Raw genomic sequence first — 11,975 nt, forward strand, 5'->3', positions numbered from 1 at the left:
GGGGAGGGACGATGCCCGGAACCGTGCTGCTGCTCGCGGCCTCGCCGGTGGGCCGGGGGCGGCTGGTGGACGCCGCGTCCGTGCTGCCCGTCCTCGCGGCCGTCCCGCCCGCCGTGCTGTCCGGCGCGGACACCGCGAACGTCGTCGAACTGGCCGATCCGCTGGAGCCGCAGGCCGTCCTGACCCGGTTGCGCGCCGCCGCCGCGGCACCCGGCCCGCTCACCGTGTACGTCACCGGGCAGCTGCAGCTGGACCGCCGGCAGCGGCTGCCCCATCTGGCGCTGGCCCGCACGACCGCGGCGACCGTCCGCTACACCGCGCTGCCCTGGCACTGGATCCGCGAGGAGCTGCGGCTGCGGCCGGCCGGCACGACGACGTTGCTGCTCGACCTGCACGCGGACGCCGAGAGCTGGGAGTGGCTGCGGGCGCATCCGCTGGACTGCGGCCGGAACAACGCGGTGTACGGGCGCGTCGCCCCGCCCCCGGCCCGGCGCGCGGTGGCACAGCCCGCGTACATGAAGGCCCTGGCGACGATCCTGCGCAGCGGGTTCCGGCCGCCGCCGGACCAGTTGCACCAGCAGGCCCGCGCCCGCACGGCGCCCGAGAGCGCGGGCGCCGACCTGGTGCTGACCACCCCGGGCCCGGCCCCCGGCGACCCGCACGCCGCGATCAGCGCCGCCGTGCGCGCCGGCCGGCACGGTGACGCCGACGCGCTCGCCGCCCGGCACGAGCAGACCGCCGTACAGGTGCACGGGCCCGGGTCCGAGGAGGCGCTGCACTGGGCCGAGGTGCGGGCGGACCTGGCGATGTTCGCCGGGGACGCGGCACGCAGTTGCCGTACCTGGATGGCGGTCGCGTCGGCGCGGCTGGCGGCGGGGCAGACGCCGGACGCGCCCGCCGTGGAGTCGGCCGTGGACCGGGCGCACCACCAGTGGGGGCAGGTCAAGGACGCGGCGGCGGCCCGGCGGCTGGGGCAGGAACTGGCGGGGTTGCGCGGCCGGGTGCCCGGTCGGCGCGAGGGCGCCCTGGACCATGTCCGGCGGCAGCTGAGCCAGCTCCAGACGCAGGACTGACCGCGCGGAGGACGAGGCTCCGGCGGCATGCCCCCGGAAGGTGCCGCGGAGGTGCCGCGGAGGTGCAGCGGGCGATGCTTCCGGCGTGCGGGACGCGGGCGGAAGCGAGCGGCTGACGCGCCCTCTCACTCGTACGGCGGCGTTCACCGGGGTCCGGCCGCCGGACCGCTGGTATCCACGAGGGAGGGGGAAGCCGTCACCGACCGAAGGAAGGGCCGCCCATGGCCACCACCCTTGCCATCGACTTCACCCAAGGTCTGAACGACGCCTGGTCGAAGATCGCCACGTTCGTGCCGAAGCTGATCGGCTTCCTGGTCGTCCTGGTCATCGGCTGGTTCATCGCGAAGATGATCACCAAGGTCCTGGACCGGGTGCTGCGCAAGGTCGGCTCCGAGCGCCTGTCGGAGCGGGCCGGTACCGCGCGCATGCTGCAGAACTCCAAGTACGACCTGACCGGCATCGTCGCGAAGATCGTGTACTTCGCGCTGATGCTGATCGTGATCCAGCTGGCGCTGGGCGTCTTCGGACCCAACCCGGTCAGCTCGATGATCAACGGCATCGTCGCCTGGCTGCCGCGCGGCATCGTCGCCGTCGTCCTCGTCGTCGTCGCGATGGCCATCGCGAACATGGTCCGCTCGATCGTCCAGGGCGCGCTGTCGTCCGCGTCGTACGGGAAGACCGTCGCCACAGGCGTGTGGGCCGCGATCGTGGCACTCGGTGTGATCGCCGCCCTCGGCCAGGCCGGCATCGCGGAGAACGTCGTCCATTCCCTGCTGGTCGCCGCGCTCGCCACCGTGGCGGGCATCCTCATCGTCGGTGTCGGCGGCGGCATGATCACCCCGATGCGGCAGCGCATGGAGCGGATGCTGGCGGCGGCGGAGGAGGAGACGGGCCGTCGCAAGGGCAGCATGGCCGCCTACCAGGCGGGCCGGGAGGACGCGATGCGCAACCAGCCGGTCGGCGAGCGGGCCGGGAGCGGCCGTGGCGCCACCGAGATGGGCGGCGGCACGGACCGCCCGTCGGACATGTGACGGAAGACCGCCGACCGGGCCGGGGGAGCGGCCGGGTCGGCGGTTTCGCGTGTGCGCGGGGGGAGGGCGCCGCAGAGGCCGGTGGCCTGCGGCGGTTGGGGGAGGCGGACGACCGCGGGGCCGGTCAGGACCGCGAGCCGATCAAGCCCGCGGGGCCGGTCAGGTCCGTGAGGCCGGTCAGGTCCGCGACGGCGGTTCGGTCTGCGACGGGGGTCCGTTGCCCCGGGCAGGCAAGGGCCGGACGTGCCGGTGTTCCGGGCTCGCGGGGCCGGGCGGCCGTCGGCTCAGGCGAGGTCGCCGGCGGTGCTGCGGCTGTCGCCGTCCTCGTCGCCCGCACCGGTGCCGGACCCGGCCGACAGGTCGTGCTGCCGGGCGAGCCAGCTGATCGCGGTCAGGCGGCACACGGCGTAGTCGTGGCCGACGGGCTCGCGCCAGTCGATGTCGGCGAGCGCGTCGAGGAAGCCCAGGGCGTAGTCGGTGAGGTCCTCGCGATCGGGCGGCGGCGGGGCCAGGCCGGGGTCGTTCGCCGCCAGGCGGTCCCGCAGCTCGGCCACGTGCTGGTCCACGGCGGCCGTGAAGGCAGGCTCGAACGCGAACTCCGCGAAGCGGGGCCCGAACGCGCTGCTTATCTTGGCCAAGGGGGACACGCGGTCCACCGTAATTCGGCCGCGGGGGAGCAGAGCACCGGGTTTGCCATGATTTACGTCACGAGCGATGTGGCTCACCCGCGTACTGTGCCGTCCGGGGTTCGGGTTCCGTCGCTCTCGCGGGGCCGGTGTTCGCCGCCAGGATCAAGGCCGCCGCCACGACGGCCGCGGCGAAGTCCCTGGCGTACCGCTGGGTGATGCGTGTGCGTTCCAGCACGGCGACCTCGCAACAACAAGGTATTGAGCGGGAGCACTTCGAGCGGACCCTCGCCGACGCGCCGCTCCCCTCCCGCGTGCCCGCCCTGCGCGGCCGTGCCGTCGCGCACTACCTCGCCGGTGAACTCCGCTACTCCGGCTACCTGGCCGACGTCCTGCACCGGCGCGGCAAGTCCGACGAGGCCGCCGGGCTGCTGCGCGACGTGCTCGGCGACCTCTCCCCCGAGCGCGGTGCCGTGCACGCGGCGGCGGCGCACCGGCTGCTCGGCATCATAGCCGAGGACGCCCGCGACACCGAGACCGCCGAGGAGCACTACGTCCGCGCCCTGAGCCTGCTGGAACGGGCGGGCGCCGCCGGTGACCTGGCCGACCTGTGCCGGCTGCTCGGCGACCTGCTGCGCCGCACGGGGCGCGTGGAGGCCGCGCTGGACGTGTACCGGACGGGGCTCGGACCGCGTACGGCGCCGGGGACGACGACCCTGGGACCGGCGCCGGCGCAGCCGCCCCTGTGACCACCGGGTGCCGTGCGGGCGGGGACCACCGGGTGCCCGGCGGGCGGGCCGGTCCGGCACCGGCGCGCCCGCCGGTTCCGCGCGGGACACCGCCGTACCCGCGGGGAAGCGGCGGCCACGTCGGGTTTCGGCCCGGGAGGGCTCGGGTAGTCGGGCCTCGTTCCGGGGGTGGGCGGTGTTTCCGGTCGGCCGCGCCCGCGTCGTGCGGGGCGGCCCGGGAACCCGACGTTGCACAGACCGCGGTGAGTGAAGGAGGCGGTAGTCGTGCCCGGCGACGACCCCGGTCCGCACGGCGCTCGGGGCGGCTACGGCCCCGGATCGCACGGTGCGGACCCGGAGCTGGACCAGGACCGGGCGCGCGCCGCCGACCTGATCGCGTCGACACTGCGGGGCGCCGCACCCGAACAGGTCCCGGAACGGCTGTGCGCCGTCGCGGTCGCGTTGCTGCCGGTGAGCGGCGCGAGCGTGTCGCTGCGGGGCGGCGGCATGCCCGCCCAGCTCAGCGCGAGCAGTCCGCGGGCCGCGCACCTCGCCGACGTGCAGGCCACGCTCGGGGACGGCCCCTGCCAGTGGGTGCTGGAGACGGGAGCGCCGGTCTTCGTGCGCGATCTGGTCGCAGGCGGCGACGCGGACCGCTGGCCGGTCTTCGCCCAGGCGGCGACGGCGGCCGGGGTGCGGGCGGTGTACGCGCTGCCGCTGGGCTTCGGCGACGTGTGCGTGGGCACGCTCGACCTGTACCGCGAGTCCCCCGGCGAGCTGACCGACCGGCAGCGGCGCACCGCGGAGATCGTGGCCGGGGCGATGACCGTGGCGCTGATGGCGCTGCCGCACGGCGAGGAGCAGGAGGCGGAGGGCGCGCACTGGCTGCACGGCCTGGCTTCGGACCACGACGCGGTCCACCACGCCGTCGGCATGATCATGGCCCAGCTCGGGATGGGCGCCGAGGACGCGCTGGCCCGGCTGCGCGGGGACGCCTTCGCGCAGGGCCGCACCGCCCTGGACGTGGCGCGGGACGTGGTGGCGCGCCGCAGGAGGTTCGAGCCGGACTGAACGGGCCGTGGGCGGGGAGGGCCGAACCGTTCGCGGTGGGGGAGGGCGGGGCAGGTCCTGTCCGGCCGCCGCTCACTCGCCGGTGTCGCAGGTGATCCCGTTCCGCGGGGTGTAGTGGGTGCGGAACTGCTCCCGCCGCGCTTCCCGGCCGTCGTCGTGGAAGACGCGCTCGACGGTGACGTCGAAGCCTTCCAGCGGGGTCTGCGGCACGCATTCCTCGCTGGTGCTCACCTTGTCCGTCGGCTCCTTGATGTTGGTGCGCGGTCCCTTGACCGATGTGATCTCGTCGTACTTCCTGGTGCCGATGAAGCTCACGGTCACGGAGGTGCTGGTGGACTCGGCCCGCAGGTAGACGGTGTTCCCGGAGTCGTTCAGGAAACGCAGGTCGAGACTGCCCCAGGCCACGGTCGCCTCCCGCCCTTCGGGATAACGCTCGATGTAGAAGGAGTGGGCGCCGTACTCCACGGGCTTGAGACCGGCGAAGAACATCGCGTTGAAGACGGTGGTGGCCACGGCGGAGACGCCACCGCCGGGTGCCTTGGTGTACTGGTCGTCGAGGATCATCACGCCGTCCACGAAGCCGTTGGCCTCGGTGCGCTCCCCGACGGTCCGGTTGAAGCTCCAGGTCTCGCCGGGTGAGACGACGGAGCCGTTGATGAGTTCCACGGCCCGGGCGATGTTCGTGGTGCGGTAGGGCGCCGGTTCGAAGTCGACGGTGAAGGACGACATCTTTTCCGTGAGGCCCAGCCGCGCGGCGTTCTGCCGGGTCACCTCGGGCTGGACGGTGCGTGTCGTCACCTCGCCGGTGCGGGCGGTGCCCGACTCGGTGAGGAGCGGCATGACCGCCTTCGCGAGGGCCTGGGCGGTGACGCTGCGGGCTGCCCGGCCGTCGTCGGTCACCTCGACCGCGTCGCCGTCGAGGCGCAGTTCCGCGTTCTCCGCGCGGGCGGGCAGCCGGGCCAGGGAGCGCGTCACGGCCGGGTCGGCGCGCAGGCCGTCCGCGTCGAGGTGCGGCTCCAGCCGGGCGCTGTCGTCGGGCCGCATGGTGAGGTACGTGCCGAGGACGGCCTGGTCGATCGTGAACCGTTCGTCACCCGCGGTGAGCGTGACCGGTGCCGACATCGCAGGGCGGGCGAAGTCGCGCACCGCTCGTCGCACCTCGCGCTCCCCCACCTTCGGCTCGGTCCGGCGCGCGGGCAGCACGGTCACCGGCTCCTTCGGGCCACGGATGAACGACGTGCGCAGCGTGTCCAGCGCGGCGTCCGCGTTCAGCGCGTGGCCGGTGCGCGGGGTGGTGTTCTTCACCCGCCCGTTGTCGAAGGCGACGGAGCCCTCACGGACCTTCTGGTCGAGTGACGTGGCGAGCTTCCTCAAGGAGGCGCGGGCGTCTTGTTCGTCCACCCGTACGACCGGCTGGATGTCACCCCCGCGGGAGCGGAACAGCCGGCTGATGGCGCTGACGGGGTCCGCCCCTCCGGTGTGCGCCCGGTCGACGGTGCGCGGGATGTCGTAGCCGAACCCGGCACTCCGCAGGTCGATGGCGCCGGTCCGCTCGCCGACCTTCACGGTCAGTTTCTGCGAGTGCGCGGTCCCTGCCAGGTCCCGTGTGAGCTTTCGGGCGGCGTCCTCGCGGGTGAGGCCCCCGATGTCCACCCCTCGCACCGACGTGCCCGCCTCGATCTCGCCGCCGGTCAGCAGCAGAGCTCCGAGGTACAGGCCGCCGAAACCGCCGGCCAGTGCACCACCGGCCAGAGCGACGGGTGGAAGGCCGGATATTCGGTGACGCATGGCTGAGCAACCTTAGTGCTGACCTTGGTGCAGCTTGGCAAATGAGGAATCCGGTGGATTTTATCAGCCGGAGCAGGGTGGGCGGAAGGAGCGCGAATATCGTCGCCTTTGCGGAAATCCCGTGAGCGGGACATAATCCGCCCGCGACCCTTGGCACGGCCGGAAAGCGAGCCAGTGGTGTGGCGACTGACCAGCGGATATGCGGAATATGTGGCGCGATTTGCGAACCGGTCGGCGGCTGATTGCGGCCCATGTCACATGCATTGCCGCGCGGCTGCGGGACGGGCGGCAGGAGGCGGCGGCACCTGGCAGGGGCGCGAAACGGCGGATGGCTTGAATTCGCGATGCGTTTCTCTGAGGCGCAGAACACATGAAGACGCCGGGGCGCGTTTACTCGCACGACCGCCGGCGGCGGAGCCGGCCGGTTTCCGCAGCGTTCTTCATCGGTTCGGCGTTCACCCGGGCGACCATGTGCGCGACGGTGCGGGCCGGGTCATGAACGTCTGCGCGACGACGTGACAGCCGTAGGCGTCCTCCGGGGCCACGAGGTTCGCGGCGATCTCGGCGGCCGGCCGCTGGAGGCGGAAGCGGCCCGTCCTCTCACCGGCGGACCGGACGCGGACGTGGAGCTCGACCTGCCGGCCGTGCAGTTCGCGGCGCAGGGCGGTGTCCGAGGCGCGCCGGCGGGCCTGAGGGCTCAGACCAGGGCGCGCCCCTGCCTCCTGATGTCCGTCAGGCGCCGCGCCCCGAGTTCGGCCACCGCGCGGGTGATGTCCGAGACGACCTCGCCGAGACCGCCGTTGGTGAGGCTGATCGCGTCCTCGCCGACGCGGACCGCGGCGACCTCCAGCGTGAGCACCGCGGGCTCGCCGTCGGCGTCCGTGCCGGTGAGCGTCACCCGCAGGCCCTGGCGGGCGTCCCCCGCCTCCGGCAGCGGCACCTGCGTGACCACGACCTCGGCCGCCCCGCCCCGCTCGGGCGTGGCCGTGAAGCTCCCGCACTTCTCCGGCAGCGTCTTCAGCCAGTCCAGCGTGCGGTCCAGGTCGGCCGCGCGGTGGGAGGTGACCTGATGGCGGAGCTGGGCGTCGGTGTCCATGTCGTCGAGGGCGACGACCGCGCGCGGCCCGCCCGGGACGCCGAAGAGGTCGTCGGTGTACAGGGCGTCGAGGAGGCGCCGGCAGTCGGCGTCGCCGGTGGTGGCCTTCAGCAGCCCGTCCCGCCAGGTCGCGGCGCCCCGCGTGGGCACCCACGGCCCGCCCAGGTCGGTCTCCGTGACCAGCGCGGCCCGTGCCTGCTCCTCGGTGAGGACGGGCGGCGCGGCCGGCGTCGCGGGAGCCGCCGGGGGCTGCTCGGCGGCCGGGGACACGGGGGAGGCGGGTGACCGGGGCGCGGACCGCGCCCGGTCGGTTCCGCCGGCCGAACAGGCGGCCGCCGTCAGCAGCGTGGCCGCCGACAGGACCGACGCGACGAGCACACGAGCGGCCGGGGAACGGGACATCGACTGCCTCCTTGGCGCCTTCAAGATCGGATACGCCTTTACACGGCACCACCGGGCCCGCCCGCCCACCAGCGAGCGGGGCCGTCCGGGTGAGCCACCGGGGCTGCCGGGACCACCGGGACCACCAGGGCCACGGGGCTGCCGGGGCCCCATGACCGCCGGGACCACCGTGGCCGTCGACCACCAGGACCGCTGTGACCAGGCAACCGGGACCACCGTGGCCGTCGACCACCGGGCCACCGGGGTTGCGGGGCCGCCGGGACCACCGGAGTCGCCGGGACCACCAGGGCCACCGGGGTTGCCGGGGCAACCGGGGCCGTCGACCACCAGGACCGCCGGGACCAGGCAACCGGGACCACCGTGGCCGTCGACCACCGGGCCACCGGAGCTGCGGGGCCACCGGAGCTGCGGGGCCGCCGCGACCACCGGGACCCCGGGGCCACCGGGACCACCGGACCGCCGGGACCACCGCCCCCGCCGCCGGGAGGGCCCGCCCAAACCCGGTCGTCCTCCGCCCGGCCCGCGCTGTGCCGTCGATGTCATGCAGCGCGCCCACGTGTCCCGTACGACGACGCCGGAGACGGTCCCGGCGCGCTGACAGCTGACGTGAGTCCGAAGCCCCGGGGCGAGTGCCCCGGGGCTTCGTCGCGCGGTGCTCGCACCCTCGGCGCCCGGATCAGGGCGGCGCGGCTGGTGCCGTACCAGGCGGTGATCGGGGCGCGGGGGGCCGGCGGCGGCCTGGTGGCACTACGGCTGCGGGACGGCCGGCGGCCGGGGGAGCTGCCCGGCGCGGAGTTGCTCCGCCGGATCGGCGAACGGGTCCGGGCCCGCGGCACCGCCCTGTGGGGACCCGCGTAGGGTCCGTCGTAGCCGGCCAACGCCTGCGCCCATGACCACGACACGCCGACGGCAACCGCCCGGCCCCGCTGAAGGAGAGGCCGCCGTGACGACCGACCAGCCCAGCACGCACAGCGCCGGCCGGACCGGCTCGCAGAGCGCGGGCCCGCCCCTGCCGGTGATCATCGACTGCGACACCGGGATCGACGACGCCCTCGCCCTGCTGTTCGCCGTCCGGCACCCCGGGCTCGATCTGCGGGCCGTCACCTGCGTGGCCGGGAACACCGACGTCGACGGCGTCGTCCGCAACACCCTGACCGTGCTGGAGCAGGCCGGTGCCCCGGACATCCCCGTCGCGCGGGGCGCCGAGCGGCCGTTGATCGAGGCGGTGCGCACGGCGCGGCACGTGCACGGCCACGACGGCATGGGCGACCTCGGTCTGCCCGCGCCCACCCGCACGCCCGCCGGCGTCGACGCGGTGACGCTGCTGCGCCGCGAGATCCTCGCCTCGCCGCGCCCGGTCACGCTGATTCCCACCGCGCCGCTGACCAACATCGCGCTGCTGCTGCGCACCCACCCCGACGTCACCCGCAACATCGAGCGGATCGTGTTCATGGGCGGCGCGGTGGCGACCGGAAACGCCACGCCCGTCGCCGAGTTCAACGTCTGGCACGACCCGGAGGCCGCCGCGGTCCTGCTGACCGCCGGGGTGCCCATCACGATGTACGGCCTCGACGTGTTCCAGCGCGTGATCGTGCCGGGGCCGGACCTGCGCAGGCTGCGGGCGAGCGCCGAGCCCGGCACCCGCCTCGCCGGCGAACTGCTCGCCCACCGCGGGCCGGTGACCGACGAGTCGGACCCCGGCGGCGGCCTCGGCGACGCGGGCGCGGTGTGCGCGGTCGTGGACCCGGAGGGCCTGACCACGCACCGCCTGCCGGTCGAGGTGTCGCTGGCCCCGGGCCCCACCCGCGGCCAGACGGTCGTCGACCGCCGCCACCGGCCCGGCGAGTCCGAACTCCACGACGGCATCCGCGAACAGGCCCTGGTCGACGTGGCGTTGGATGTCGACGTGGCGCGCTACGTGAAGCTGTACCTGGACGCGGTGGAGCGTCGGGACCCGGCGTCCGGATCATCCGGTCCGGACGGCGGTGCCTAGTCGGCCTCGGCCGGCCGCACCGCCCACCGCTGTTCCACCTTGGCGACCTTCCAGTACGACACCGCCGCCGCCCACACCACCACGAACAGGCCGACGATGACGTAGCCGACGCTGTCGAGGTCGATCCCGGCGATCCAGCTCGTCACGGCGTCGCGCAGATCGAGCTTCTCGTGCAGCACGCCGACGAGTTCGATGGTGCCGATGACGAACGCGACGGCGATCGACAGGCCGGTGATGGTGAGGTTGTAGAAGACCTTGCGGACCGGGTTCGAGAACGCCCACTGGTAGGCGAAGTTCATGAACGTGCCGTCCAGCGTGTCGAACAGGCTCATGCCGGCCGCGAACAGCAGCGGCAGGCACATGATCGCGTACCAGGGCAGGCCGGCCGCCGCGCCCGAACCGGCCATCACCAGCAGCGTGACCTCGGTGGCGGTGTCGAAGCCGAGCCCGAACAGGAAGCCCAGCGGGTACATCTGGCCCGGCCGGGAGATGGACTTGGTGAGACGGCCGAGGATGCGGTTCATGAAGCCCCGCGAGTCCAGGTGCTCCTCCAGCCGCTTCTCGTCGTACTCCCCCGCCCGCATCGCCCGGAACACCTTCAGGATGCCCAGCAGCGCGACCAGGTTGAGCGCGGCGATGAGGTAGAGGAACGAGCCGGAGATGGTGGTGCCGAGGACGCCGAGGACCTGGTGGGTGCCGGAGTCCTCGTCCATGACCCGGCCGGCGAGGTTCGTGCCGCCCGCGACCAGGCCGGCCAGCAGCACCACGACGCTGGAGTGGCCGAGCGCGAACCAGAAGCCCACCGAGACGGGCCGCTTGCCGTCGGCCATGAGCTTGCGGGTGGTGTTGTCGATCGCGGCGATGTGGTCCGCGTCGAACGCGTGCCGCACGCCGAGGGTGTAGGCGGTGATGCCGAGGCCGATCCCGAAGGCCTTGGAGCCGACCTCGTAATGGGCGGGTACGACGAGCAGGAACAGGATGCCGAAGGCGACCACGTGCAGCGCCGCGATCACGGCCATCAGGCCGGCGGTCCTGAGGGTGTCCTCCCGCCGCCAGCGGAACGACGTCGCGCTGGCCGTGGCTGTGGCCGTGGCGGCGGTCTTCTGGGCAGGGTCGGGCAGGGTCATGCGGTCACGCTCCAGCACCTCGTGGATCAGTTCGTGAGATGCCGTGGCCGGTCTCCTGGCTTACGGGTCGTGCGTTCCCGGCCCGCCTTCCCGGCCGCCGTGCGGTGGCCAGTGGCTGCCCCTCGTGGGGCGTGGGACGGGAACTCCCCGATCACAGTGGCGAGGGCCGCTCCGGTCTGGGCCCCTCGGTTTCCCGACGGACCGTCACCGGCTTCCCGAACACCACGGCGCGCCCACGGTAGGGCCTGGGAGGTACCGCTGCATAGCTGCACAGCTGCGCAGGTATTCAAGATCACATGGGGTTCCGTGGGGGACGGGGTGGGGGTGAGGGCACCTGCGAGGATGAGCCCCATGCATCTCGTCCCGGCCGACCGCGCCGACCGGCGCGCCATCGACGGCCATCGGGTGTGTGACGCCATCGCCGCGATCGGCGAGCCCGGGCATGTCCGCACCTGGGCCGACCGCTTCTCGCTGCTCGCCGACGCCAAGCGGCTCGCGCTGCTGCTCGCGCTGCATCGCACCGGGCCACTGGCCGTGTCCGACCTGGCGATCGCCACCGGTATGAACGACCCGGCGGTCTCGCAGGCGCTGCGGCTGTTGCGGGCGGCCGGGGTCGTGGTGGGGGAGAAGGAGGGGCGGGTGGTCCGGTATCGGGTGGTGGACGAGGACGTGCGGGGGCTGTTGGCCGGGTGTGCGGCGGACGCGGTCGCGGTCTCCGAGGCTCCGGAGACGCGTAGTCGCTAACCGCCGTCCGTCGTGGGTGGGTCGGGGCCGCGCCGAGGGTGTCCGTCCTCGGAACGGCGCGGAATCGGTGACCTATCAAGGTCCTGGTGTTGACGCGCCAACCGCTGCGGGCGGACACCTCCGACACGACCCCTCCTCGCCGTCGACGGCTGCGGGCCGTGGGACCTTGCGGCCGGTGTCGTTCGTTGGCGGCTGCGGGCCGTGGTTCCTTCCGGTCCCTTGTTGCGAGTGGACGGCTGGGGCCGTGGTTCCAGGTTTCTTCCGGCCGTCTGCCGTGCGTGGACGGCTGCGGGCCG

Annotated in this window: 9 protein-coding genes, 2 pseudogenes and 1 riboswitch; of the genes and pseudogenes, 7 read left to right on the forward strand and 4 right to left on the reverse strand. The window is 73.9% G+C overall.

Features of this window, described 5'->3' with window-relative positions:
- The first annotated feature begins 11 nt into the window (after window positions 1-11).
- Window positions 12-1,073, forward strand: coding sequence for a hypothetical protein (locus tag QC282_RS18065; RefSeq protein ID WP_279550492.1), 1,062 nt, complete (start codon window positions 12-14; stop codon window positions 1,071-1,073).
- A 221-nt stretch (window positions 1,074-1,294) separates the two neighbouring features.
- Window positions 1,295-2,104: a hypothetical protein gene (locus QC282_RS18070; RefSeq protein WP_279550493.1), complete on the forward strand. Its 810-nt coding sequence runs from the start codon at window positions 1,295-1,297 to the stop codon at window positions 2,102-2,104.
- A 284-nt stretch (window positions 2,105-2,388) separates the two neighbouring features.
- Here QC282_RS18070 and QC282_RS18075 read toward each other — a convergent pair whose 3' ends face one another.
- Window positions 2,389-2,751: a DUF6401 family natural product biosynthesis protein gene (locus tag QC282_RS18075; protein WP_279550494.1), complete on the reverse strand. Its 363-nt coding sequence runs from the start codon at window positions 2,749-2,751 to the stop codon at window positions 2,389-2,391.
- A 359-nt stretch (window positions 2,752-3,110) separates the two neighbouring features.
- Here QC282_RS18075 and QC282_RS18080 point away from each other — a divergent pair.
- Both QC282_RS18080 and QC282_RS18085 read left to right on the forward strand, forming a co-directional pair.
- Window positions 3,111-3,479, forward strand: a pseudogene (locus QC282_RS18080) (transcriptional regulator); the annotation flags it as partial.
- Window positions 3,480-3,818: 339 nt separating this feature from the next.
- Complete coding sequence (locus QC282_RS18085; protein ID WP_279550536.1) at window positions 3,819-4,529, forward strand: GAF and ANTAR domain-containing protein; 711 nt, start codon at window positions 3,819-3,821, stop codon at window positions 4,527-4,529.
- 72 nt (window positions 4,530-4,601) lie between these two features.
- Here the strand turns inward: QC282_RS18085 and QC282_RS18090 are convergent, their stop codons facing one another.
- Together QC282_RS18090 and QC282_RS18100 are read right to left on the reverse strand one after the other, a co-directional pair.
- A complete protein-coding gene (locus tag QC282_RS18090; RefSeq protein ID WP_279550495.1) occupies window positions 4,602-6,317 on the reverse strand; it encodes a VanW family protein in 1,716 nt (571 codons plus the stop codon).
- 697 nt (window positions 6,318-7,014) lie between these two features.
- Window positions 7,015-7,815, reverse strand: a complete 801-nt coding sequence (locus tag QC282_RS18100) for a hypothetical protein (RefSeq protein ID WP_279550496.1) — start codon at window positions 7,813-7,815, stop codon at window positions 7,015-7,017.
- A gap of 660 nt (window positions 7,816-8,475) precedes the next feature.
- Between QC282_RS18100 and QC282_RS18105 the strand changes: the two are divergent.
- Both QC282_RS18105 and QC282_RS18110 read left to right on the forward strand, forming a co-directional pair.
- Window positions 8,476-8,673: pseudogene (locus QC282_RS18105) on the forward strand (threonine--tRNA ligase); the annotation flags it as partial.
- 151 nt (window positions 8,674-8,824) lie between these two features.
- On the forward strand, window positions 8,825-9,808 hold the full coding sequence (locus tag QC282_RS18110) for a nucleoside hydrolase (RefSeq protein ID WP_279550537.1): 984 nt from the start codon (window positions 8,825-8,827) through the stop codon (window positions 9,806-9,808).
- Here QC282_RS18110 and QC282_RS18115 read toward each other — a convergent pair.
- Window positions 9,805-10,935, reverse strand: a complete 1,131-nt coding sequence (locus QC282_RS18115; protein ID WP_279550497.1) for a HoxN/HupN/NixA family nickel/cobalt transporter — start codon at window positions 10,933-10,935, stop codon at window positions 9,805-9,807. The genes QC282_RS18110 and QC282_RS18115 overlap by 4 nt on opposite strands.
- Window positions 10,936-10,962: 27 nt before the next feature.
- A riboswitch (cobalamin riboswitch) is annotated at window positions 10,963-11,177 on the reverse strand.
- Window positions 11,178-11,286: 109 nt separating this feature from the next.
- Here QC282_RS18115 and QC282_RS18120 point away from each other — a divergent pair.
- On the forward strand, window positions 11,287-11,679 hold the full coding sequence (locus tag QC282_RS18120) for a metalloregulator ArsR/SmtB family transcription factor (protein WP_279550498.1): 393 nt from the start codon (window positions 11,287-11,289) through the stop codon (window positions 11,677-11,679).
- Window positions 11,680-11,975 lie beyond the last annotated feature (296 nt).

It is taken from the genome of Streptomyces sp. DH24 (assembly GCF_029813775.1).
Taxonomy (GTDB): domain Bacteria; phylum Actinomycetota; class Actinomycetes; order Streptomycetales; family Streptomycetaceae; genus Streptomyces.

Coding starts and splice junctions, on each gene's coding strand:
- QC282_RS18100 (WP_279550496.1), bottom strand. CDS start 7,815: ATGTCCCGTTCCCCGGCCGCTCGTGTGCTCGTCGCGTCGGTCCTGTCG.
- QC282_RS18065 (WP_279550492.1), top strand. CDS start 12: ATGCCCGGAACCGTGCTGCTGCTCGCGGCCTCGCCGGTGGGCCGGGGG.
- QC282_RS18090 (WP_279550495.1), bottom strand. CDS start 6,317: ATGCGTCACCGAATATCCGGCCTTCCACCCGTCGCTCTGGCCGGTGGT.
- QC282_RS18115 (WP_279550497.1), bottom strand. CDS start 10,935: ATGACCCTGCCCGACCCTGCCCAGAAGACCGCCGCCACGGCCACAGCC.
- QC282_RS18070 (WP_279550493.1), top strand. CDS start 1,295: ATGGCCACCACCCTTGCCATCGACTTCACCCAAGGTCTGAACGACGCC.
- QC282_RS18120 (WP_279550498.1), top strand. CDS start 11,287: ATGCATCTCGTCCCGGCCGACCGCGCCGACCGGCGCGCCATCGACGGC.